This window comes from Paenibacillus borealis, from assembly GCF_000758665.1.
Lineage (GTDB): Bacteria > Bacillota > Bacilli > Paenibacillales > Paenibacillaceae > Paenibacillus_AQ > Paenibacillus_AQ borealis.
Genome location: NZ_CP009285.1, coordinates 7,819,909 through 7,843,677, shown reverse-complemented (window position 1 = coordinate 7,843,677; position 23,769 = coordinate 7,819,909). Strand labels below are relative to the sequence as shown.

The 23,769-nt window shown below is 53.4% G+C and carries 15 protein-coding genes; 8 read left to right on the top strand and 7 right to left on the bottom strand.

Translation table 11 applies throughout. The features are described from left to right. Nucleotides 1-390 precede the first annotated feature (390 nt). The 5 genes from PBOR_RS33320 to pgmB all read left to right on the top strand — a co-directional run bounded on the left by PBOR_RS33320 (nt 391) and on the right by pgmB (nt 8,752). Nucleotides 391-1,395: a LacI family DNA-binding transcriptional regulator gene (locus PBOR_RS33320; RefSeq protein ID WP_042218319.1), complete on the top strand. Its 1,005-nt coding sequence runs from the start codon at nt 391-393 to the stop codon at nt 1,393-1,395. 433 nt (nt 1,396-1,828) lie between these two features. Further along, entirely contained in the window at nt 1,829-3,259 is a 1,431-nt protein-coding gene (locus tag PBOR_RS33315; protein ID WP_042218317.1) for an ABC transporter substrate-binding protein, read from the top strand. A gap of 137 nt (nt 3,260-3,396) precedes the next feature. After that, nucleotides 3,397-4,512 carry a carbohydrate ABC transporter permease gene (locus PBOR_RS33310; protein WP_042218315.1) on the top strand — a complete coding sequence of 372 codons (1,116 nt, stop codon included), beginning with the start codon at nt 3,397-3,399 and terminating at the stop codon, nt 4,510-4,512. Then, nucleotides 4,512-5,603 carry a carbohydrate ABC transporter permease gene (locus PBOR_RS33305; RefSeq protein ID WP_042218313.1) on the top strand — a complete coding sequence of 364 codons (1,092 nt, stop codon included), beginning with the start codon at nt 4,512-4,514 and terminating at the stop codon, nt 5,601-5,603. The genes PBOR_RS33310 and PBOR_RS33305 overlap by 1 nt, the downstream gene beginning before the upstream one ends. 137 nt (nt 5,604-5,740) lie before the next feature. After that, the gene (pgmB, locus tag PBOR_RS33300; RefSeq protein ID WP_099052507.1) at nt 5,741-8,752 is read left to right on the top strand and encodes a beta-phosphoglucomutase; all 3,012 of its coding nucleotides are present in this window, start codon (nt 5,741-5,743) and stop codon (nt 8,750-8,752) included. Nucleotides 8,753-8,968: 216 nt separating this feature from the next. Here the strand turns inward: pgmB and PBOR_RS33295 are convergent, their stop codons facing one another. Continuing rightward, complete coding sequence (locus PBOR_RS33295; protein ID WP_052429755.1) at nt 8,969-9,430, bottom strand: DinB family protein; 462 nt, start codon at nt 9,428-9,430, stop codon at nt 8,969-8,971. Between the two features lie 715 nt (nt 9,431-10,145). Then, on the bottom strand, nt 10,146-11,123 hold the full coding sequence (locus PBOR_RS33290) for a LacI family DNA-binding transcriptional regulator (protein WP_042218311.1): 978 nt from the start codon (nt 11,121-11,123) through the stop codon (nt 10,146-10,148). Nucleotides 11,124-11,466: 343 nt separating this feature from the next. On the opposite strand from PBOR_RS33290, the gene PBOR_RS35905 reads away from it, so the two are divergent. Then, on the top strand, nt 11,467-14,421 hold the full coding sequence (locus PBOR_RS35905) for an ABC transporter substrate binding protein (RefSeq protein WP_052429754.1): 2,955 nt from the start codon (nt 11,467-11,469) through the stop codon (nt 14,419-14,421). Between the two features lie 151 nt (nt 14,422-14,572). Here PBOR_RS35905 and PBOR_RS33275 read toward each other — a convergent pair whose 3' ends face one another. Both PBOR_RS33275 and PBOR_RS33270 read right to left on the bottom strand, forming a co-directional pair. Next, nucleotides 14,573-15,964 carry an aldehyde dehydrogenase gene (locus tag PBOR_RS33275; protein ID WP_042218310.1) on the bottom strand — a complete coding sequence of 464 codons (1,392 nt, stop codon included), beginning with the start codon at nt 15,962-15,964 and terminating at the stop codon, nt 14,573-14,575. A 101-nt stretch (nt 15,965-16,065) separates the two neighbouring features. Next, nucleotides 16,066-16,770, bottom strand: a complete 705-nt coding sequence (locus PBOR_RS33270; protein ID WP_042218307.1) for a Crp/Fnr family transcriptional regulator — start codon at nt 16,768-16,770, stop codon at nt 16,066-16,068. Nucleotides 16,771-16,914: 144 nt separating this feature from the next. On the opposite strand from PBOR_RS33270, the gene hcp reads away from it, so the two are divergent. Continuing rightward, the gene (gene hcp, locus PBOR_RS33265) at nt 16,915-18,567 is read left to right on the top strand and encodes a hydroxylamine reductase (RefSeq protein WP_081972287.1); all 1,653 of its coding nucleotides are present in this window, start codon (nt 16,915-16,917) and stop codon (nt 18,565-18,567) included. Between the two features lie 504 nt (nt 18,568-19,071). Here the strand turns inward: hcp and PBOR_RS33260 are convergent. Together PBOR_RS33260 and PBOR_RS33255 are read right to left on the bottom strand one after the other, a co-directional pair. Next, a complete protein-coding gene (locus PBOR_RS33260) occupies nt 19,072-20,046 on the bottom strand; it encodes an aldo/keto reductase (protein ID WP_042218305.1) in 975 nt (324 codons plus the stop codon). Nucleotides 20,047-20,051: 5 nt separating this feature from the next. Next, the gene (locus tag PBOR_RS33255; protein ID WP_042218304.1) at nt 20,052-20,981 is read right to left on the bottom strand and encodes a LysR family transcriptional regulator; all 930 of its coding nucleotides are present in this window, start codon (nt 20,979-20,981) and stop codon (nt 20,052-20,054) included. 96 nt (nt 20,982-21,077) lie between these two features. On the opposite strand from PBOR_RS33255, the gene PBOR_RS33250 reads away from it, so the two are divergent. Next, entirely contained in the window at nt 21,078-21,995 is a 918-nt protein-coding gene (locus PBOR_RS33250) for a DMT family transporter (protein WP_042218303.1), read from the top strand. A 67-nt stretch (nt 21,996-22,062) separates the two neighbouring features. Here the strand turns inward: PBOR_RS33250 and PBOR_RS33245 are convergent, their stop codons facing one another. After that, the gene (locus PBOR_RS33245; protein WP_042218302.1) at nt 22,063-23,688 is read right to left on the bottom strand and encodes a flagellar assembly protein A; all 1,626 of its coding nucleotides are present in this window, start codon (nt 23,686-23,688) and stop codon (nt 22,063-22,065) included. Nucleotides 23,689-23,769: the final 81 nt, after the last annotated feature.

Here is a 23,769-nt window from a genome sequence, read left to right as displayed (position 1 = left end):
CGGCGGTTTTAACTGCTGAGCTTTCAGACTCGTTACTCTCAACAGCAAGCGTTGTTCAGCAAGTTATCGCTACATTCGTAAGTTCACTCCATATAGCTGTAGCGATTAATGTGCTAAAGCTACATAATAATCTGCGGCGTAAGGGTAAGAGGTAAGAGATAGCGTTTAATTGAGAAGCTTTTCAAATAGACAGATGAGCTTAAGAAAGGCGCGTTATCCATTAGCCGAATAAGCATAATCCGCAGCGGGGGAATACAATTCCGGGTAATAATCATCTGATATACCTCCCGGATAAAATGAAATGTAAGCGCATAATAAAGGTATTGCCAATTTACGGATGCCTTGCTATAATCGCTTTGAAAAGCTTTTCTAAAAAAGGAAGTCAGAGCTATGAAGCCAACAATTAGAGATGTAGCCAAGATGGCTGGTGTATCTATCAGCACGGTTTCCCGTGTAATGAATGCGCCGGACACGGTAGTTGAGAGTAAACGCAGCCGGGTGATGGAGGCCATAGAAGCGCTGAAGTATCAGCCTAATGCGTTTGCGCGCGGTTTGATTTACAAGAAGTCTTTTACACTGGGGCTGCTCATTCCCGATATTGAGAACCTCTATTTCGCAGGGGTGATCCGGGGGATGCAGGATGCCTGCATTAAGCTCGGGTACAGTCTGATGATCTGCAATACAGACCGTGACAAGGAGCGGACGCTGTCTTATATCGATACCTTCCATGAGAAGCAGGTGGACGGAGTCGTATTTGCCAGTGACGTGTTGTACACGGAGTATTACGAGAAGCTGGTAGGCTGCAGAATTCCGTTTGTGCTGGTCTCCTCCCACTCTGATGAGTATGAGGTGGCTTCGGTGGAGGTCGATGATGAGAAGGCAGCTTATGATGCGGTGAAATTCCTGATTGAGCTGGGGCACCAGGAGATTGGAATGATCGGCTTCAATCATGATAATTCGGTGTCCGGTCCGCCGCGTTTTGCCGGATTCGTCAGAGCGCTCAAGGAATTTGGTCTGGAGCGCAATGTGGAGAAGGTTAAATACGCCAATCACCGCTTTGAACAGGCCTATCAGGCATCGCATGAGCTGTTCAGTGAGTATCCGGAGCTGACCGCCGTATTCTGCGTGGCCGATGAGTTTGCCATGGGAACGATCTCTTATCTGAAGGACCGCAATATTCTGGTGCCGGGCCAGGTGTCAGTGATCGGTTTCGACAATCTGCGGATGTCCGGCATGTTCATTCCGAAGCTGACAACGATCGCACAGCCGATTTATCAGCTGGGTTACCGGGCTGCGGAGAAGCTGCATGAATTATTGACGACCGGCTCAGTGGCTGTCATGAAAGAAAAGATGGAGCATAAGCTGATTGTAAGAGAATCCTCGCGTGAGAAGTGAAACCTGCCTGTGATGGGATTGAAGCGCTGCTGCCTGGGTAATGGAAAGGCAGAGCGGGTTCTTTATCTGAATTTGAAAAGCTTTTCACAGAAATTCAGCAGATTAATGTAAGTTATTATGGTTAGTTTATACGGAAATCCGCTGAAAATACGGTTGCCAGAAGCTGAGCGGTGCAGGAATACCACAAATTAAAAATAAAACGTGGGAAATATGATTTTACAGTATTGGAAACGCATACAACATGTGATATTATGGAAAATGTAAGCGCTATATTTGTGATGCTGATCCAGGAAATAATCAATTTTTGCATACAAATTATCGTATTCTGAAAAGCTTTGCAAGGAGGTGGTCCAGTGCTCATCCGGTATTTATTCCGGGAATAAAGCTGACCTAATGCAGTCTCTAAAAACAATTAAAGGGGATGTATGAAACAATGAAGAAGGCTCCAGGACGTAAACTGTCACTCGCTATGGTGCTGTGCTTATCCTTCACCATGATGCTCAGCGGATGCGGCGGGAATAATAATAATGCTGCACCAACGAATGCACCGGCAGCAACAGAGGCTCCGGCAGCAACACCAGCTGATAACAACCAGGATTCGACAAATAATGCGGATGCTACAGCTGCCGGAAGCCCGCTGGACTTAGCGATGAAGGGTGAATATAAAGGGACTAAGGTAACCATGTTCGGCCCGTTTGTAGACGCCGACCAGGTGAAATTTGAGAGCAGCATTAAAGAGTTCGAAGAAAAAACCGGCATTGATATTCAATATGAAGGCTCTAAGGAATTCGAAGCTACGATTAACATCCGTGTCGACGGCGGCAACGCTCCGGATATCGCTGATTTCCCGCAGCCGGGACTTCTGGCTTCCATTGCCAAGACTGGTAAGGTGGTCGATCTGACCGGTGTGCTGGATCAGGAGAAGCTGACAGCTAATTACAATAAGAGCTGGCTGGATATGTCCACTATGGACGGCAAAGACGGCAAGATTATGGCCGGAATCTGGAACCGCAGTAATGTGAAGAGTCTGGTCTGGTATCCGAAGAAGCAATTTGACGATGCCGGATACACGGTTCCGCAGACTTGGGATGAGATGATGGCGCTGACAGAGCAAATTGCCAAAGACGGCGATCCTGCCTGGGCGATCGGCATTGAGAGCGGCGCGGCTACCGGCTGGGCAGCCACCGACTGGGTAGAGAACATTATGCTACGTACCACAACTCCTGAGAACTATGACAAGTGGGTAGCCGGAGAACTGCCGTTCACTTCTCCTGAAGTGAAGAATGCAGTAGACGTGATGTCCAAAATCTGGCTGAACAAGGATTATGTATACGGCGGCGCTAAATCCATCGTAACCACGGCCTTCGGGGATGCTCCGAAACCAATGTTCGAGAACCCTCCCAAAGCCTGGTTCAACTTGATGGGGAACTTCATTACCAGCTTCTTCCCGGAAACAGCCAAGGTTGATGTAGATTATGACTGGTTCTACCTCCCGCCGATTGATGAGCAATACGGCAAGCCGGTCCTGGTAGCAGGCGACATCTACGCGATGTTCAATGACCGCCCTGAAGTACGTGCAGTAATGGAATTCTTCACTACCGGCGAATCGATCAAGAGCTGGGTACAATCCGGCGGTGTAGTAGCTCCAATGAATGATGCCCCTCTGGACTGGTATCAATCCGAATCCGACCGCCGGATGGCGCAGCTGGTGCAGGATGCATCGACTCTGCGGTTTGACGGCTCTGACCTGATGCCGGGTAAGGTGGGTGCGGGCACGTTCTGGAAAGGCATGACCGACTATGTGAGCGGAACGGCTACTCTGGATCAGGCACTGGAGCAAATCCAGTCCGGCTGGAACAACTAAGAAACGTGTAAACGGACTTAGGAGCAAAAATGATGAAGAGGGGCAGACAGCAGTGATGAATCCTGCCCCTCTTTTTTTTGTTAAAGAATGCTTATGTAGAGAGTTTTGCTGCGCAAAACTTATTAGGAGGAACTGATATGGATGCACAAATAAAGCCGGAGGCCGGTGCCCCAGGTACGCAGGCCAAGCAGAGAATCAGCGGCCGGGCGGTGCTTTTATCGCTGGGGGTGCTGCTTGCCAACATTGTGATCAACGGGCTGATTTTCTTGTTTTTCCGCGATTCTACGCTTAATCCGCTGCTGACTGCGGTGCTTGCCGTGCTGTGGGGCGTGCTGGGTGTATATCTGATCTATTACACCTTGACCTGGGCGGTTGAGCAATATCCCGATCGTATCCGCAGGAAAGTGCTGCCCTACGTATTCGTCGGACCCGCGGTGATTATCCTCGGCTGGCTGTTAATTCTGCCTGCGCTGCGGACCCTGTACTTAAGCTTCTTCAATGCTTCTTCAGAGAAGTTCGTCGGACTCAGCAACTATGCCGCGATCTTCAGCGATCATCTGATGGCCACTGCACTGCGCAACAATCTGCTCTGGGTATTCGTAGGGACGCTGGCCTGTGTATGCTTCGGGCTGCTGATTGCCATCCTTGCCGACCGCAGCAGTTATGAACGTATTGCCAAATCGATTATTTTCATGCCGATGGCCATTTCTTTTGTAGCCGCAGGCGTGATCTGGAAGTTCGTCTATTATTATCAGCCGGGTGATGAGCAGATCGGACTGCTGAACGCGATCGTAACCTATTTCGGCGGCGAACCGCAGGCCTGGACGAGTATGCTGCAGCCCTGGAATAACTTCTTCCTCATTATTATCCTGATCTGGATGCAGACGGGGTTTGCCATGGTTATCTTTTCAGCAGCGATCAAAGGTGTTCCCGATGATATTCTGGAAGCCGCACGGGTGGACGGGGCCGGTGAGGTGAAGATCTTTTTCGGCATCATGATTCCGTTTATCTCCTCGACAATCCTGACCGTAACCACAACCATTATTGTCTTTACCTTGAAAATATTTGACGTCGTCATGGTGATGACGGGTGGTCAATACGATACAGAAGTAGTAGCGACGCAGTTCTACCGGCAATTCTTCATGTACCGCAACTTCGGTTACGGCTCAACACTGGCTATCGTACTCCTGATCGCGGTATTGCCTGTTATTCTTATTAATCTGCGGCAGTTCCGCAAGCAGGGGGGATTCTAATGGTCGGCAAAAAGAAAAGAAAAAGCAGCAAAACCGTTGTTAACCTGATACTGGGCGTCATCTGCTTCATCTGGATTCTGCCAACGTTCGGGCTCTTTGCTTCTTCCTTCCGTCCGGCTGCGGATATTCTGCAGACCGGCTGGTGGAAGGTATTCCCCCATCAGGAGTGGAAGGCCGGCGAAACGCTGCAGCTGTCCAAGGACGTCGATCTGCGGCAGCCGATTGAGGTGAACGGCAAGACCTACAGTGATGATCAGCTCAAGGCGGGCGTGAAGGCGGATGACAGCCGCCTGATGTGGGAGAACCGCAGAGCGCGCACGGTCAATGTGCAGGAGCAGGGCTGGAAGGCTACGCCTGACCTGACTCTCGATAATTATAAGAATGTGCTGTCCGGCAAGGAGTACAAACTCAAGGAAGCCGACGGAAGTGAAACGGTGCAGAAGGGCAGCGGATTATCGCAGGCGTTCTGGAATACGCTGACGATTGCCGTTCCGGCTACGGTGATTCCGGTGCTGATCGCCTCTTTTGCCGCATACGCCTTCGCCTGGTTACGCTTCCCCGGACGCAAGACGCTGTTCGTCATCATTATCGCGATGCTGGTCATTCCGATACAGGTTGCGCTGATTCCGGTGCTGAAGGATTACACGTCGCTGGGACTGAACGGCAGTTATCTCGGCATCTGGCTGGCGCACACGGCCTTCGGCCTCCCGCTGGTTACGTACTTTATGTACAACTTCATCAGTCAGCTGCCGAAGGATCTGTTTGAATCGGCCTTCATTGACGGCGCCAGCCACTTTACCATTTTTAGCAGACTGATTCTGCCGCTCTCTGTACCTGCGCTCGCCTCCATTGGAATCTTCCAGTTCCTCTGGGTGTGGAATGATTATCTGGTGTCGCTGATCTTCATCGGCAACCAGCCGTCGGTGCAGGTGATGTCGATGAAGATCGCCGATCTGGTCGGCTCACGCGGCAATGACTGGCATCTGCTGACTTCGGCTGCGTTTATCTCGATGCTGATGCCGCTGGCGATCTTCTTCCTGCTGCAAAAGTATTTCGTCAGAGGTCTGATGGGCGGCTCGGTGAAAGGCTGAGTTTTTGTCTTAACGGCAGATGCCGGATGTGCATGACTACCGCCATTGTAGGCGGCAACGTATAGAGCGGAGGTCTGTCCCCGGAGTATCCTGCCCGGCGGTCAGGAGAAGTCCGCAATCAGGAGGAGAATATAGAGATGAAGATGAAGCCCTATGAACATCCGCCGGCATTATATCCTTACCGCGAGTGGAGTCTCGGTGAGGAACACTACGAGGATGAGTACAATCAGCGGAGCGAGAGCGTGTTCGCACTCGGCAACGGATATATCGGCATGCGCGGAAATTTCGAGGAAGGGTATCATGGCAAGTTGGGCACTTCGGTAGCCGGAAACTATCTGAACGGATTCTACGATTCTGAGCCGATTGTCTATCCCGAAGGGGCCTTCGGGTTCCCTTCCCGGAATCAGGCGATGCTGAATGTGACCGATGCGCGTATGATCGAGCTCAGCATTGAAGGAAATGATTTCCGGCTGGACCACGGAACAGTGCACCGGTATGAACGCCGGCTGGATATGCAGAGCGGTATTCTGCACCGGGAGGTGGAGTGGGAATCCCCTGCCGGCCACCGGGTGCTGCTGCAGATCCGCCGGATGGTTTCACTTGCGCACAAGCATCTGGCCGCCATCGACTATGCAGTGACAGCGCTGAACTTCTCCGGCACGCTGAAGTTTGAATCGGCTGTGGACGGCGAGATCCGGCAGCCGGAGGCCACCGATGACCCGCGGCTGGGGGCAGGCAGTGCTGAACCGAGCCTGCTGCTGGAGGATACCGGCTATGACGCTGCCACCCGGAAGCTGTGGATGAAGCAGCGGACACGGCATACGCAGTTTGCGCTGCTGACCGCTGTAAGCCATGTGCTGCAGGCGAAGTCCGGGCGCGAGATGAGCCACCAGCTGATCGGGCAGCGGGTATCGGTATGTTATGCCGCGGCGGTACGCAGCGGTGAGACCGTGAGACTCACCAAATATATAACGTATCACACCTCCAAGGATTACATGGAGGAGGAGCTGCATAACCGGAGTGCCGGGGTATTGGAAATAGCCGGAGAGCTTGGGTTCACCGGTCTGGCTGAGGAGCAGCAGGGGTACCTGGACAGCTTCTGGGCACATACGGATGTGGAAATCAACGGTGATCCGGCGCTGCAGCAGGGCATCCGCTTTAATGCTTTTCAGCTGCTGCAATCGGTAGGCCGGGACGGTGCGACGAATATCGGAGCCAAGGGCTTAACCGGAGAAGGCTATGAAGGCCATTACTTCTGGGATACGGAGATGTACATGCTGCCGTTCTTCACCTTCACCCAGCCTGAAGTCAGCCGGGCGCTGCTGGAATTCCGCTATGCCACGCTCGGCAAGGCGCGGGAACGCGCGGAGGTCATGTCGCAGAAGGGGGCGCTGTACCCGTGGCGGACGATTGACGGCGAAGAGAACTCCGCCTACTTCCCGGCAGGCACCGCCCAGGCGCATATCAATGCTGATATTGCCTACGGGCTTAAGCAGTATGTACTGGCAACGGGCGATACGGAATTCCTGGTTGCCCAAGGGGCGGAGATTCTGTTTGAGACCTCGCGCTTCTGGGCCGATCTCGGTCACTATAACCCCGCGCGCGGAGGCGCCTTCTGTATTGATGCCGTGACTGGACCGGATGAATATACGGCAATTGTGAATAACAATGCCTACACCAATCTCATGGTTCAGGACCAATTCATGTATGCCTATGAGACCGCCCTGCTTCTGCGGGAGGAATATCCTGCTGACTATGAGCGCCTGCGGCTGGCCATAGGGCTATCCATGGAAGAAGCAGAGGGCTGGAAGGAAGCCGCCGGAAGGATGTTCATTCCTTTTGACAATGATCTCGGCATTTATGCCCAGGATGACACGTTCCTGACGAAGCAGAAATGGGATTTCGATAACACGCCGGCTGATAAGTATCCGCTGCTGCTGAATTATCACCCCCTCGTGATCTACCGCCACCAGGTGTTGAAGCAGGCGGATTTTGTGATGGCCATGTTCCTGCTGGGAGACAAGTTCAGCCTGGCCGATAAAATACGCAACTATCATTACTATGAGCCGTTAACCACCCACGACTCCTCGCTGTCGCCTTGTATTCACAGCATCATGTCTGCTGAGATCGGCGATTTAAACGGAGCATATGCCTACTTCGACCGCACCGTGCGGATGGATCTTGATGACATTAACCGCAACGCCAAGGACGGGCTGCATATGGCGGCGATGGCCGGCTCGTGGATGTCGATCGTGAACGGTTTTGGAGGGTTTCGGCTGTATGAAGGGCAGCTGAGCTTTGATCCTGCCCTGCCGGAGCAGTGGGAGAGCTACCGCTTCAAGATCACTGTACGCGGGCAACTGCTGGATATATTCGTTGATCGTGAGGTTGCCGTATATACGCTGCTGGCCGGTACGGGTCTTGAGATCAGGCATAAGGAACAGCTGCTGCGGCTGCTTCCGCAGGAGCCGGTGAAGATCCAGCTTGCGGGCCAGCTTCAGGCGGTAATCTTCGATCTGGACGGCGTCATTACCGACTCCGCCGAATATCATTATCTGGCTTGGCAAGCTCTCGCCGATGAGCTGGGCATCCCCTTCAGCCGGGAGAAGAATGAACGGCTGAAGGGGGTCAGCCGGATGGAATCGCTGGAGATTGTGCTGGAGGGCAGCAGACTTGCGCTGCTGCCTGAAGCCGAGAAGCTCCGGCTGGCGGAGAAGAAGAACGATCATTACAAGGAAATGATCGGGCGCATCAACCCGGCGGACCTGCTGCCGGGTATTCCAGAGCTGCTAGATTCCCTGCGCGAGCGGGGAATCTCTGCGGGGCTGGCCTCGGCCAGCCTGAATGCGCCGCTGATTCTGGAGCGCCTCGGCGCAGCCCGTTGGTTCCAGGCGGTAGCCGACCCGGCTGAACTCCGGAAGGGCAAGCCCGACCCGGAGATCTTCCTCAAGGCGGCGGAGCTGCTCGGTGTTACGCCGGGCAACTGCATCGGCGTGGAGGATGCGGCCGCAGGCGTTGTCGCGATTAAGGCGGCGGGCATGAAGGCCGTGGGCATTGGCAGCGCGCAGCAGCTGGGCGCGGCGGATCTTGTGCTCTCTTCCACCTCGGAGCTTAGTGCCTTGAAGCTGCTGGAGCTGTATGCGGGATAAGCGGCAGATAAGTGTTTGGCTGCGGTAATGGAATGGATGTATTGTACGGCAAGTGAAGGGACCGTAGTATGCTGCGGTGCTCCGCCGCGCAGTTGAGAGGAATATTAGACGCCCGTGTTCTCCGCAGTAGGCGGTTGAGCACGGGCGTCTTTGTTGTGTAGAGTTGCTTTTTCGCAGTACATGATGCTGATGCGAGAAGAGGTAAAAGAGGGCCGGCTATACCCAGTCCTGGTCCGGGAACATTTGCCGCAGATGATGCTTCATGTGATCCAGATAGTCCTCAACCAGCCATTGCAGGGTGACCATGGTACCGTCGTTGCGTAGTAAGAGGAGTGCCAGCTGCTCCGCAGACAGGCGCGAAACTGCGCGCAGGATCGACTGATTCAGGCTGATCCACAGGGTCAGTATTTCATCATGCGGAGCCGAGGCATACTGCTGGGCAGTCATCCATTCATTCTGGTCATAATAAGTCAGCAGCAGGGGCTGAGGTTCGTACTGGACCTTGATAAACCGCGTAAGGTTGTTGATCGCCGAATCGCATAAATGTCCGAGTAGTTGCAAACAGGACCATTTGCCTCCAGGACGCGGTGCGGCAGCTTCCTCTGGAGTGAGACGGTTATACGCAGCGGGTACTGCTGCCAGCAGCGATTGCAACTCAGTAATCGTAGACGTTAGCATTGAAACATCCCTTCCTTTCAACTATTGAGTGTATAGGAGAGGGACAAGAGTATGTCCCTAAATCCAGGCATCCTCCGGATTCCGCCGGAAGTGGGCGGAATGAGTGAATGAGAGGGATAAATCCCGCTAATCCCATCTCAGATGGAGGCTCAAGAAGGAGATCAAGAGCGATAATTGCACCTGATTTTACCATACGCGCACCGCGTGATGAGGAAATGAGGGGCTAAGGTGCCCTTGATTTCGCCAGATGCGCGCCCAAGGAGGAAATGAGGGGCAAAAGTGCCCTTGATTTCGCCAGATGCGCGCCCAAGGAGGAAATGAGGGGCAAAAGTGCCCTTGATTTCCCCCAATGCGCGTCCAAGGAAGAAATGAGGGGCAGAAGTGCCCTTGATTTCCCTGGCTACCCCGTATGTATGCTGACTAGAGCAAGGTGAGTGTAGCGGCCTTAAATTCTGCATAGGCTGCATAAGCGGCATAAGCTCCAGCTTGATTCACCCGTTAGGGTGACTTTGTGCCTGTACTTGTGTCTGTCCCTGTACCTGTGTCTGTCCCTGTGCCTATGTCTATATCTGCACCTGTGCTTATATCTGCGCCTATGCTTATACCTATGCCTATATCTGTGCCTCTCTATCTCTATCTCTATCTCTATCTCTATCTCTATCTATGTCTCTGTCTCTGTCTCTGTCTATCCCTATCCCTATCCCCCTATCTACCCCTACGTCGTAGCGCCCTCCTCCAGCTCCACGGGCAGGATGTATGCTGACTCAACGGGTTCACCCTGCACCTGCCGCAGGATTAAATCGACGGCCAGCTTGCCCATCGCCTCCATCGGCTGGCGGATAGAGCTGATGGCCGGATACAGCAGGCTGCGGAGGGCGATGCCGTCATAGCCGATAATCCGCACATCTTCAGGAACGCGCCGCCCTCTGATCTGGCAGGCCTTCAGGGCACAGGCGGCTATGATGTCACTGCCGGCAAAGATTCCGTCCACCTCGGGATGCTCGCGGAACAGCTGGTCCAGCAGCTGCTCATAGGCTTCGAAGTCGAAGCTGTTGTTATCCGTGTGCAGCGAAACGTACCGGACACTGTGCAGCCGAGCGGTTTCCTCAAAGGCCACGCAGCGGAGATGGGATAAGATATTCAGCTTGGGATGGCCGCCGATATGGGCCAGGCGGCGGCAGCCTTTTTGAATCAGCAGGATAGTGGCCAGCTTGCCCCCGTTGTAATTGTCTGAGCATACATAAGGAATATCCGGCGAAATCTGCCGGTCAAAGGTAACCAGAGGCAGGTTCATCTGCCGGTAATCTTCTACTTCAAGCGTATGGCTGCCCATAATAATGCCGTCGACCCGGCTTGAACGCAGCATGTTGATATACTCCTGTTCCTTCTGCTTGTCCTGCCACGAGTTGCAGAGCAGCAGCTTGTAGCCTTCACGGTAGGCATGTTCTTCAATATGACTGGTCAATTCGCCGAAAAAGGGCAGGGAAACATGCGGAATAATCAGTCCGATAATGTTCGATTTGGAGCGGCTGAGGGAGCGGGCCAGTTCGTTCGGGCGGTAATTGAGCTCGTCCATCGCCTGCTGCACCTTCTGCTTCAATTCTTCACTTAAGTACCCCCTGTTGTTCAATACCCGGGATACGGTAGTCGCCGATACGCCAGCCTTCAGCGCAACGTCTTTGATGGTCGGCATGGCATGGCCTCCTGTCTAAACAGTCAATTGCAAATTCATTCTATCGTGAGCGCTGTTCCCTGTCCACAAAGGCCGCAGCTCCGCTCTATTTGTTGTTTATAAAAATAGGGTTTCCCCCTATAATTATAGGAAAGCGGCAAATTTGAAAGATAAGAATTCATTTGCTTCACGCAGTAAATTATCCTTATCTTTCATGCTGAATCCGGCCAGTGCAGAATGGGGTGCTATTTCGCTCAAAAGAGGGATGGGAAGTGGGTTTAACGAATTAGTATTTAGTATAATGTCGAAATTCCTCGTTTTATAATCGAACCTGACTTTGAGATAGATGAACGGGAGTGTGCGAATGGGTGTAGATAAAATTCATCTCAGGTTGTTAAAAAGCTTGCTCTTGCCGCTGTTTATCTTACTGTGTACGACAGGAGGCACACACACCTACGCCGAAGAACTTCCCGCCCAGAATGTGCTGGTGCTGCATTCCTATCAGAAAGGCTTTGCCTGGAGCGACGAACAGAGTGCCGGAATTGAAGAACGCCTCAAGAGCGCAGCCGCTCTGCCTGTAATCTATACCGAGTATATGGATTGGAAACGGTATCCCAATCAGGAGAACCTCGAACACTTCTACGAAACGATCAAATTCAAGTATCAGAATGTCCATATTGATGCGGTTCTAACTACAGATGATGCTGCCTTGAGCTTTGCGATGAAGTACCGCCGCGAGATTCTGGATGATGCTCCGATCATATTCAGCGGTATCAATGAACTGGGTGTGGCCGGTATTTCGGACCCTGACAACATCACAGGCGTTATTGAGAAGATTGATCCTACCCGTACGATTCAAATGGCGCTGGAGATCAACCCTTCCGTGAAGAAGGTTTATGTTGTTTTTGATAATTCGGAGAGCGGTTTGTCTACCGGCAAAATGGTCATGGATCAGATTAATGCGCTGAACCTGGGGCTGGAGATCTTCCCTATGAACCGCTTTTCCAGTGAACAGATAAAAGCTACTGCATCCACTCTGTCTCCGGACAGTATCGTACTGATGACTACATACTATAGTGACTCTACCGGAAGAATTGTTGAGTTTGACAGGTTCTCTAGTGAACTGGGCAAGAGCAGCAGTGTTCCGGTGTACCATATTTATGATTTTGGACTGAACCACGGTGCCTTTGGCGGCAGTCTGATCAGCGGCAGAATGCAGGGACAGACCTCAGCGGATCTGGCGCTGCGCATCCTGCAGGGTGAGAGTGCGGATCATATCCCTGTTGTAACCGACAGCAATGTGCGCAATGTATTTGACTACAACGAGCTTAAGCATTTTGGCGTACCGCTGGACAAGCTGCCGGAGGGCAGCGAAATCATCAACAAGCCGTTCTCCTTCTATCAGACTTACAAAGTGCTGGTGCTTAGCATTATTGCCGCTTTTGCCGTGCTGCTGATCTTTATCTTTGTATTGTTGTTCTATGTGCAGCTGGTCAAACGGATCAGAAGCAATCTGGAAAAAAGCAATGAACGCTTCAGCCTCGCCACCTATGGCGCGGATGCGGTAATCTGGGACGTGGATATGTCTACGATGATCTATTACTTCTCGGACAGCTGGTATGAGCTGCTGGGGTATGAACGGGATGAGATCAATGAGAGCCATGGCGGCTGGCGAGATATCATTCATCCTGAGGATGCCGAGCAGGAGGACCGGCTGCGGACCCAGCATCTGGAGGGTCGTTCTTCTTATTACTACGCTGAATACCGGATGCGCAGCAAGTCTGGGGACTACAAGTGGTTTCAGGCCCGGGGCAAGGTGCTGCGGAATGCAAGCGGAGGATATATCAGGTTTGCCGGATCAATGGTCGATGTCACCGACCGCAAAGGATATGAGAGCAAGCTGCAGATGAGCTATCAGGAGCTGGAGTCTACCTATGAGGAGCTGACGGCGCTGCAGGATGAGCTGCTGGAGCAGTATAACAAGGTGGTGGAGAATCAGGCGCTGCTGCGCACCAGTGAAGAGAAGTACCGCCTGCTGGCCTATAACGATGTATTGAGCGGCCTGCCAAACCGGCTGTCGCTGTCTGAAGAGCTGAAGAGATTTATTGAGGAGCATTCCGGCGGCCATGCTGCGCTGTTCTTCCTGGATATTGATAATTTCAAATATATTAATGATTCGATGGGCCATACCTTCGGCGATGAGCTGCTGGTGAAGGTCGGTGAGCGGCTGCTGGAGCTGTCCGACGGTCGCAGTAAGCATTTCCGTTTCGGCGGCGATGAATTTGTGATCCTGTTCAAGGATATAGACGGGGCAGGTGAGGTGATCCGCTATGCGGATTCATTGGTTCAGGGCTTCAAGGAGCCGTTTCAGCTAAATGCCAGTGTCGTACATATCTCGACCAGTATCGGCATCGCCCAATACCCGGAGAATGGCTTGAATGCAGAGGAACTGCTGAAGAATGCCGATATTGCCATGTACAAAGCGAAGGAAGCGGGCAAAGGCATCTATGTGATCTACGGGCATGAGATGCAGCAGCATTTCGATGAGCGGATGATTATTGAGATGCATTTAAGAAACGCGGTCTCGAATAACGAGCTCTCGCTGCATTATCAGCCGCTGGTGGATATCGGTTCGAATGAGATCTGGGGATTCGAGGCCTTGATCCGCTGGAACAATCCGGTGCTTGGCTTCGTATCGCCGTTGTCCTTCATTAAGATTGCCGAGGATTGCCGGCTGATTGTTCCTATCGGGGAATGGGTGCTGCGCACCGCCTGCCAGTTCATCAAGGATCTGCAGAACCAGGGGTACGAGGGGTACCATATTTCGGTCAACATCTCGGTCATTCAGCTGATGCTGGATGATTTCACGGACATGGTGCTTACCGTGCTGCGGGATACCGGACTTGCGCCGGAGTATCTGGAGCTGGAGATTACGGAGTCGATCTTCATGGAATCGTTCGAGGCCATCAGCTCCAAGCTGGAGGCGCTCAAGAATAAGGGCATCGGCATCGCGCTGGACGACTTCGGAACGGGCTACTCTTCACTGAGCTATCTGAAGCAGCTGCCGATTACCACACTGAAGATCGATAAGTCCTTCATCGACAGCATAGATACCCCGAACAATATGTCGCTGGCCAGCTCCATTGTGACTATCGGCCATGATATGGGACTGAATGTTACCGCAGAAGGGGTGGAGACACCGGAGCAGCTGGCTTTTCTGGAGCGGACTAGCTGTGACAAGATTCAGGGGTATTATATCAGCAGGCCTATTCCGGAAAAAGAGGTCGCGGGCTGGGTTGCCGGACGGCGTGCGGGCTGAAGCAATAAGTATACGGAATGTACTCCGTTTATAGTATGGGTATGTAATATAACAACAAAAAGGAAACCTCCTTTTAGCAAGGGAGGCTTCCTTTTTGTTTTTTCTTCTTTCGCAAAAGTGGGGTAGGGAGCTATCCCGTCTCCTTAATCCTCTACTTCAGCAGCTTTCGCGCCAGCTTGACCTTGTTGCCGTAAGGCGGGTAGACAATCCCGAAGTCCAGCCGCGTGCTTCGCTTAACAATGCTCTTGCGGTGGGAGAAGAGGTCGAAGCTATGCTTGCCGTGATAGCCGCCTATCCCGGAATTTCCCACACCGCCGAACGGCAGATGGGTGCTGGCTACATGGGTGATTGTATCATTCACACAGCCGCCCCCGAAGGAAACACTGTCCATTACCTGCGTCTCGATCTGCTTATCCTCAGTGAACAGATAGAGGGCGAGCGGCTTGGGATGATCGTTGATACTCCGGATAGCTTCCTCAAGCTGGCGGTATTCCATAATCGGCAGGACAGGCCCGAAGATCTCATCCTGCATCGAGGCATCGCTCCAGGAAGCCGGATAGATCAGGGCCGGTTCGATGTACAGATCCTCCGGCACGACACTGCCGCCCAGGATCAGCTTATCGCGGTCCTGCTCAAGCATCGCTTCAATCCGCCGCAGCTGGCGTTCATTCACGATCCGTCCGTAGTCCGTGTTATGGCGGATATCCGTCCCGTAGAATGCGGTGATGTTGTGTTTGATCCGTTCGATCAATTCAGCTGCAACATCTCTATGGACCAGCAGGTAGTCCGGGGCGATACAGGTCTGCCCGACATTGATCAGCTTGCCCCACGCGATCCGTTTGGCCGCGGCCTCCAGATTGGCGGTCTTGTCGACAATGACCGGACTTTTACCGCCCAGCTCAAGGGTTACAGGCACCAGATTCTTCGCTGCCGCCTCCATGACAATTCTGCCTACAGGCACGCTGCCGGTGAAAAAAATATAATCAAATTTCGCATGAATGAGCAGATTCGTCGTTTCTTTCTCACCCTGTACGACCCGGATATATGCCGGATCAAAGGTCTCCCGGATCATGTCTTCAATGACCGCCGAAATAGCCGGGGTGCTCTCGGAAGGCTTCAGTACCGCGCAGTTGCCGGCCGCAATGGCCCCGATCAGCGGCTCAATCAGCAGCTGGAACGGATAATTGAAGGGTCCGATGATGAGCGCGGTCCCGTAAGGCTCTGCTATAATGCTGCTCTTCGCCGGGAACATATGCAGCGGTGATCTTACCTTAACCGGCTTCATCCAGCGCCGGAGATGCTTCATCATATAGCCGATGCTATCCAGCGTGAAGCCGATCTCGGTGGCGTACGCCTCGAATTCACTCTTACGCAGATCCTTATTCAAGGCGGCGATAATCCGGGGCTCGCTGCGTTTGATAGCGTCCTTCAGCTTCCGCAGCTGTTCCAGCCGGAAAGCGGGGGTTCTCGTTATTCCGCTGCTGAACCACTCTCTGTGCTCTGCCAGCAGCTGGTCGATATGGGGTGCGGTTAACTGCAACATGAATGCATCCTCCTAGGGTGAATCTATCGGAATATAACAGCTTGCGTGGTGCGTCTATTTTAGTCTAGCCGAGTCTGTTCTGCTCTGCACCAGAGCGTTCTTCACAGGTTGCCTGCTGAAGAGGGCAGACTCAGAAGGTAGTCATTCATCCGGCTCCGGTCCAGCAGCGTGATTTCGCTGCCCTTGAACTCAATCCAGCCCTGATCGCGCAGAAATCCAAGCTCACGGGACAGAGAGGGACGGGCGGTATTCAGATGCCCGGCCCATTCTTTGCGGCTGAAGGGGAGCTTCAGCGTATCAGAGGCCTGCAGCGCGCCCTGCTCCAGCAGGAAGTCTATGATCCGGCGCCGCAGCGGCCCGGCGGACAGGTTCTCAATCTTCCGGTTAACAAGCACCAGCCGCTCGGACAGATTCTCAATGAAGCGGGTGAGGATATCCGTGTCCGCCGCGAATATTCTCAGCAGCTCCTGCTTGCCGATAAACATTACTTTGCAGGGCCCTGTTGCTGTTACTGTGGCGGGGGCTACATTATCCTTGCGGAATAACACGGCCTCCCCGATGGTCTGCCCTTCCTTAAGATGGGCGATGGTAACGCTGCTGCCGGTGGAATGCGTCTTCTGCACCTCGACCCGGCCGGAGAGCAGAATTCCAAGCCGGTCCGCCGGATCGCCTTCAGCGAGAATTATAGCGTTCTTGCGGTAAGTGCTGACAGTGTAGGCCAGCGTGGGCAGCAGCAGTCCGATCTCTTCTGCGGATTTCCCGCGAAACAGCAGGCAGGCTTGCAGCGCGGCAGGGTCCGGTTTCATATATTTCCTCCGAATTCATAATAATCGGTAACATCCGTTACCGATTGATAGACGAAAGTCTACTACAATTACTGGTAACTGTAAAGGCGGGACGCCGAGCTGTCCTGTCCAGCTATCCAATTCATGATGAGGAGTGAATGAGTAATGAGCGACATGTTTTGTTTTCAGTGCCAGGAGGCAGCTAAGGGAACGGGTTGTACGATTCAGGGGGTATGCGGCAAGACCAGTGACGTAGCCAATCTGCAGGATCTTCTGGTGTATACGCTCAAAGGTATTGCGGTCTTCGCGCGCAGCGGCCGTGAGCTGGGTATTACCGATCCGGTAACAGAGAAATTTATTATAGAGAGCTTATTCGCAACGATTACCAATGCTAATTTTGTACCGGAATACTTCACTGCCAAGATCCGGGAGGGGCTTGCCCTGCGGGATAACTGGCGCAGCAGAATTGCGGATGCCGGAGTGATCGCGTATCTGTCAGAACATGATGCAGCCCTATGGAGTGCTATTACGGATGAAGATTTGATGCACAAGGCGGCAACCGTAGGTGTGCTTGCTACAGAGCATGAGGATATCCGCTCTCTGCGTGAGCTGCTGACCTATGGTCTGAAGGGAATGGCAGCTTATATGGAGCATGCAGCGGTGTTGGGATTCTACGAAGCAGGCGCACATGCTTTTATGGAAAAAGGCCTGACGGCCGTGCTGGATGACAACCTGGGCGGGGGCGAGCTGACTGCTCTGGTCCTGGAATGCGGCAAGTTCGGCGTGGATGTAATGGCACTGCTTGACCGTGCGAACACGGCAGCTTACGGCAGCCCGGAGATTACCAAAGTGAATATTGGTGTGGGCACGAACCCCGGCATTCTGATCAGCGGACATGACCTCAAGGATATGGAGGAGCTGCTGAAGCAGACGGAGGGTACCGGAGTCGATGTATACACGCACAGTGAAATGCTGCCGGCCCACTATTATCCGGCCTTCAAGAAGTACAGCCACTTCGTGGGCAACTACGGCAACGCCTGGTGGAAGCAGACGGAAGAATTCGACAGCTTTGGCGGCCCGGTTCTGATGACTACGAACTGCATCGTACCGCCTAAAGAGAGCTATAAGAACCGGTTGTACACAACAGGCAACACAGGTTATCCGGGAATTCAGCATATTGCTGCGGGAGCGGACGGGGTGAAGGACTTCTCGGCTCTGATTGAGCAGGCCAAAGGCTGCAGTGCTCCGGTAGAAATCGAGACGGGTGAAATTATCGGCGGCTTTGCCCATGCGGCGGTCATGAATGTGGCAGATCAGGTAGTCGGGGCCGTCCAGAGCGGCGCAATCAAACAGTTCTTCGTCATGGCCGGCTGTGACGGACGGATGAAGAGCCGCAGCTATTATACAGACTTCGCGGCGGAGCTGCCTGAGGATACGGTGATTCTTACCGCAGGCTGTGCCAAATACAAATATAATAAGCTGGCGCTTGGCGACATCGGCGGAATTCCCCGCGTGCTTGATGCAGGCCAGTGCAACGATTCCTATTCGCTAGTGGTTATAGCGCTGAAGCTGAAGGAAGTCTTCGGCCTGGAGGATATCAACGATCTTCCAATCGCCTATAATATTGCCTGGTATGAACAAAAGGCAGTAATTGTGCTGCTGGCGCTGCTGCATCTGGGCGTGAAGAACATTCACCTCGGACCAACATTTCCGGCATTCCTGTCACCTAATGTAGCTAAGGTGCTGGTAGACAGCTTTGGCATCGGCGGTATTACCACCGTACAGGAAGACATGGAGCGTTTTATTGCCGCGGTGTAAAAGAGAATCATTGACTGTCTAACCTGCGGTGCTGTGTCTTACAAGACCTCCGGATGACCGCGCTTGCCAGATATTTTCGGATTCTTCCTATTGGTGACAGAGATCCGGTACTATTCTAAAATCCTGCACGGAATACAACATTTTGCCCGTTAAACCGGCCCAAATCTATAATTGTTGTATAAAAGGCAGTATTTCGCCTACTCCATGCGGCTTAGCAGGAACAATTCTTGTATTTCTTACAACAATCCTCCGCCACACCGGGATATCTATGAATCAAAGTTGTAGAACGTACAACACTTATGTATGCAATGCTTACTTCATGGTCTTCATTCTGCCGGCAATAAGATAAGTGTGAGGATCTGATGTATGCCGTATTCTGCTAGTCCCACAGCGGGCCGGTAACTTGTCTGATGGTTGATTAAAGCGGGGTTTGTCTATGTAACGCAAAAAAAGTGGGCCCACGGTATACCATGGGCCCACTTTGGTGCGTCCAGCTGGCCGCTGTTAAGGCAGCCGGTAGACGGCGAACGGCTCCCCGCTGCGGAAGGCGGCGCTGGCCTGGTCCAGCTTCTCAAGCGTTGCTGCATCCGGCTGGACGGAGAGACTCTGCAGGTTATGCTCCACCTGCTCTACCCGGGTGGCGCCGACGATCACCGTGGAGACGGCCGGTCTGCTCATCAGCCAGGCCAGAGACAGCGCTGCAGGTGAAGTCCCTAGCTCTTCCGCTATACTACTAACCTGTTCCCCGAGCGAGATGCGTCCAGGGGTAAGGAAGCGGCGGAAGTTCGGATCGGTTTCCGCTCTGGAACCGGCAGGGGCACTGCCGCTGCCGGCATATTTGCCGGTGAGGATGCCGCCGGCAAGCGGGAAGTACGGGATGATGCCGAGTCCCTGATCCAGACACAGCGGAAGCAGCTCTGCTTCAGGTGTGCGGTCGGCAAGCGAATAGCTGCACTGGATGGAGACATATTTGGCCCAGTTGTGCGCTTCGCTGATGCCCAGCGCCTTCATCAGCTCCCAGGCGGCATAATTGGAAGCCCCGATATAACGCACTTTGCCCGATGAGATCATATCATCGAGGGTGCGCAGCGTTTCCTCCAGCGGTGTATAGGGATCGAAGGCGTGGATCTGATACAGATCCACATGATCCGTCTTCAGCCGCCGCAGGCTGCCTTCCAGCTCCTGCATCAGATGGCGGCGGGAAGAGCCGCTGCCGTCTGGCCCGTCATGCTTCGGCAGGCCGGCTTTGGTAGCCAGGACGGCTTCATGGCGTCTGCCCTCCAGGGCGAGGCCGATAATCCTCTCCGACTCCGAGCCGGCATAGATGTTGGCGGTATCGATGAAGTTAATGCCCTGATCCATTGCGGCATGAATGATACGGATCGAGGTCTCCTGATCCGCCCTTTTGCCAAACGAGTTGGTTCCAAGGCCCAGCGCAGAAACCTGCAGGCCGCTATTTCCGAGACGCTTATATTCCATGTTAATCACTCCTTATCGGTATCGTTAGTTAGGCCGGCAACAGCCGGAGACGGCGGAGGGGCTTCATTACCGGAGAACAGCTGCAGTGCAGTATCGATAAATAATTGTACGGCAATGGAGGTCTCCTCCAGAGAATGGACTGCGATATGAATATCGCGGTAAGCATCAGGCGACAGCTCCCGGACCACGACATTCGGCGGCAGCGACAAGAGAGAGAGCTGTGACATCACACCGACGGCGAGACCCTCCTGGATCATATTCAGTGCGGTGATGTAGCTGTTGACCTCGTATTTCACATTCAGCATGCTGCCTGCCCGGTGAAATAAGTCCACTACCGGAGGCTCGTAGCCCGATCTGCAGAGCAGCATGGGCTCGGCTTCCAGATCCTTCACACAGACGATCCGCTTCTGATGAAGCGGGTGACTGCCGGGCAATACGGCATAGAGCTTCTCCCGGAACAGCGGCAGGGAGGCGAATTCTTCGACCGGGGGAATCATCAGACCCACATCAATGAACCGTGAGGCCAGCCAGTCCTTCACCTCGGCGACGGAGCCCTCATACAGGCTGATCTCAATTCCGGGGTATCGGGCAGTGATAGCACTGATAATCTTCGGGACAAAATAGGCAGCGGCGACCGGAAAGGCGCCGATGCGGATCTGGCCCTTCTCCAGGCCTTTCTCGGCAGCAATCTCCTGGTCAATCTTATCGAGGCCGCTGAGAATCCCGCGGCAGATGACCAGTACCCGCTTGCCGATATCGGTAAGCATCAGTCCGCTGCGCCGGTCGCGCAGCATCAGCTTCACGTCCAGCTCGGCTTCGAGTGCGGAAATGGCCCGGCTGACTGCGGGCTGGGTCATATTCAGCGCAAGACCGGCTTTGGTGAAGCTGCGGCTTTCGGCAATTAAGACAAACAGGCGAATTTGAGTGTTGTTCATAACTAATCTGGTATGCCCCTCATGATTATAATTCATTTCAATTATGACTGAATCTATTGTATCATTTGGGAAGAAATCATAACAAGAGGTGAACTTATGCAGAAGCGGAAGCAAACCATCGGCTTGTTAGTGTTCCTGGTTATTGTCTGGGGCATTAACTGGCCGCTCTCCAAAATTGCCTTAACGTACGCTCCGCCCTTGCTGTTCGCCGGAATCCGGACAGTCATTGCCGGTATTATACTGGTCATCGCGGCTCTGCCTAAGCGGAAACAGCTGAATTTCAGGCAGCTCTGGCCCGTCTATCTGGTGTCGGCCTTCCTCAGTATCGTCTTCTACTATGGCTTCCAGACGATTGGCCTGCAGTACGTGCCGTCCGGATTATTCTCGGCTATTGTATTCCTGCAGCCGGTGCTGCTCGGGATCTTTGCCTGGATCTGGCTGGGTGAGCGGATGTATGGACTTAAGATCGCCGGACTGGTCATCGGCTTCCTCGGGGTAGCCTCATTAAGCCTTGGGGGATTAACCGGAAGTATTTCGCCTGTAGGCGTGCTGCTGGCCTTGGCCAGTGCACTCAGCTGGGCGCTGGCTACGGTGTACACCAAACGCAATGCAGCCAGAGTAGATATGCTGTGGATGACCGCGATGCAGATCATGATCGGCGGAGTAATCCTGCTGGCGGCAGGCTCGGCTTCAGAGAGCTGGGCGGATATTACCTGGAGCCCTCCCTTTATAGTGAATACACTCTTCATCGCGGTCTTCGTGATTGCTCTGGGCTGGATGGTATACTTCAAGCTGATCAACGAAGGGGAAGCCGGCAAGGTAGGCTCCTTCACCTTTCTGATTCCGCTGATCTCCATCGGCTCAAGTGTCGTTCTATTGCATGAACAGATTACGATGAATCTGGTCATTGGTATGCTGCTGATTGTGAGCAGCATTATTCTGGTAAATGTCAGGCTGGGCCGGGCTGCCGGGCGGATCGTGCAGCCCCCGGTACCCGGGCTGGGCAAAGAATAAACAAACGGCTGCTCCCTCAGAAGAGGGGCAGCCGTTTTTACTTGTCAGGGGTTACATTACAGCAGGCTTAGACCGTTTCTGCGTCCGCGTCCCGCAGGATCAGTTCTCCGCCGGGATTCAGGATACTGTCATGCGACCGGGCGATATTAATGACAGCATACTCCTCCTGGAGCAGCTCAATGTCTTCACAGAGATTGCGCAGCAGTCTGGAGAAGCTGTTCAGAACACTGTCTGTGATAAATTCAGTGAACTGTCCCGGATGGGCAAAGACCTCCAGCATCTGCTTAAGCTGCTCCGAAGCGGGCTGGGAAGAGCCGTCCATGCATAGCAGCGCAGTTTTAAGATCGCTGATCAGACACTCTATATGGCTGTATTTATCCTCCAGCAGCAGCATAACAACCAGACCGTACTTCACGGATTGCTGGCGGGATTCTACGTTCTTGGCCAGCAGCCGGGCGGCTTCCCGCAGTCCGGCAACCTCTGTCAGCAGCAGACTGGAGAAGCGGTGCAGGCGGTGCTGCTCTACTCCGGCAAGTCCGGTGTACAGGCTGCAGCCGGTTACCTGACCGCTTATATAGATACTGCCGGTAGCCGTAATTGTAGATTGGCGGACGTTGCCGTAGACATACACATTCCCTAACGCTTCAATCCGCATAGGGCCTTCAATATCCGCCGGTACGACGATGTCACCTGCGAACATAATCTCACTGGCGGTTGCTGCCATCTCCCTGGTGATGAGGCATACGGCAGGGAAATCGCAGGTTATGACACAGCTGGAGTCTCCGCAGATGCGGGGTCTGCCCGTACGCAGAGCCGCAATGTCACCGTTTGGAAGAAGCTGTGCATGTTCTCCGGCTGCGAAATAAATATCCTGCGGTGGAGGGGGGGATAGTACTCCTCCCTCTACGTCGAATCCGGGAATTCCCTCTTCGGGCGGCAATTTGCGGGCAAAGACCTCTCCTTCTCTGGCGAAGGGTGCTCCCGGAAACCGGAGATAATCTAAGGAATCTGCAGATTCCGCAGTCCGGCCTTCCCGGAGCATACCATTGCCTGTGAGCGTATGCTCCGGAAGCGACAGCTGAATCCGGGATTCCTTACCGGGCAGCGGGGCTCTCCCTTCTGCGATGCAGACGGGGAGATATGTAGGGTTGTTCAGTTCGGCGTATAAGGCCGGGATATTCAGATTACGCAGAATTGAACGGTTATCCAGCGAAGAGAGAATCTGTTCTATGGTGAGCGTGGACAGCAGCAGCGCCCGGTTAGGCTCGGCACGCACTGCGGCTTCGAAAGAAGCCGGGCAGTTGACCAGATTCCAGGCGTACTTCTCTGCACGGTACAAGGTGAAGTGAACTTTGAGCTTGTCGGGTGAAACGGTGATTTGATACTGCGGCTTCTCGCAGATCTCCCAGGTGATATAATCCGCTGAGGTAACCTCTGTAGGCTCCGTAACGGTCTTCCAGTTAATCTTCAGCACTACGGGATGAACAGCAGAGATCCGGGCCGGTTTGCCGCCGGAGAGCGGGGGAGTGATGAAAATCTGATTATTCTGCACGAGGATGATTCCATTCTTATCTCCGTCTGTCCCGCCGGAAGGCTGGCCCTCTACGGAGAAAGAATCCAGAAAGCCGGTGCGTTCAAGCATCAAGGATTCCACGAAATCATATCGGGTTGGTTCGATGAATTGCTGCAGCATTGTCTTAACCTCGCTTTTTCGTATAATCAATGGCATTCGTACAGAAAAGAGCATCATAAAGCCTGGGAGGTCCCCCGGTGA

Excerpts from the sequence above, each read along its gene's own strand:
- PBOR_RS33275 (WP_042218310.1), bottom strand. The coding sequence starts at position 15,964 with ATGTTGCAGTTAACCGCACCCCATATCGACCAGCTGCTGGCAGAGCAC.
- PBOR_RS33250 (WP_042218303.1), top strand. The coding sequence starts at position 21,078 with ATGCAGAAGCGGAAGCAAACCATCGGCTTGTTAGTGTTCCTGGTTATT.
- hcp (WP_081972287.1), top strand. The coding sequence starts at position 16,915 with ATGAGCGACATGTTTTGTTTTCAGTGCCAGGAGGCAGCTAAGGGAACG.
- PBOR_RS33245 (WP_042218302.1), bottom strand. The coding sequence starts at position 23,688 with ATGCTGCAGCAATTCATCGAACCAACCCGATATGATTTCGTGGAATCC.
- PBOR_RS33255 (WP_042218304.1), bottom strand. The coding sequence starts at position 20,981 with ATGAACAACACTCAAATTCGCCTGTTTGTCTTAATTGCCGAAAGCCGC.
- PBOR_RS33290 (WP_042218311.1), bottom strand. The coding sequence starts at position 11,123 with ATGCCGACCATCAAAGACGTTGCGCTGAAGGCTGGCGTATCGGCGACT.
- PBOR_RS33295 (WP_052429755.1), bottom strand. The coding sequence starts at position 9,430 with ATGCTAACGTCTACGATTACTGAGTTGCAATCGCTGCTGGCAGCAGTA.
- PBOR_RS33320 (WP_042218319.1), top strand. The coding sequence starts at position 391 with ATGAAGCCAACAATTAGAGATGTAGCCAAGATGGCTGGTGTATCTATC.
- PBOR_RS33270 (WP_042218307.1), bottom strand. The coding sequence starts at position 16,770 with ATGAAACCGGACCCTGCCGCGCTGCAAGCCTGCCTGCTGTTTCGCGGG.
- PBOR_RS33305 (WP_042218313.1), top strand. The coding sequence starts at position 4,512 with ATGGTCGGCAAAAAGAAAAGAAAAAGCAGCAAAACCGTTGTTAACCTG.
- PBOR_RS33310 (WP_042218315.1), top strand. The coding sequence starts at position 3,397 with ATGGATGCACAAATAAAGCCGGAGGCCGGTGCCCCAGGTACGCAGGCC.
- PBOR_RS35905 (WP_052429754.1), top strand. The coding sequence starts at position 11,467 with ATGGGTGTAGATAAAATTCATCTCAGGTTGTTAAAAAGCTTGCTCTTG.
- PBOR_RS33315 (WP_042218317.1), top strand. The coding sequence starts at position 1,829 with ATGAAGAAGGCTCCAGGACGTAAACTGTCACTCGCTATGGTGCTGTGC.
- PBOR_RS33260 (WP_042218305.1), bottom strand. The coding sequence starts at position 20,046 with ATGGAATATAAGCGTCTCGGAAATAGCGGCCTGCAGGTTTCTGCGCTG.
- pgmB (WP_099052507.1), top strand. The coding sequence starts at position 5,741 with ATGAAGATGAAGCCCTATGAACATCCGCCGGCATTATATCCTTACCGC.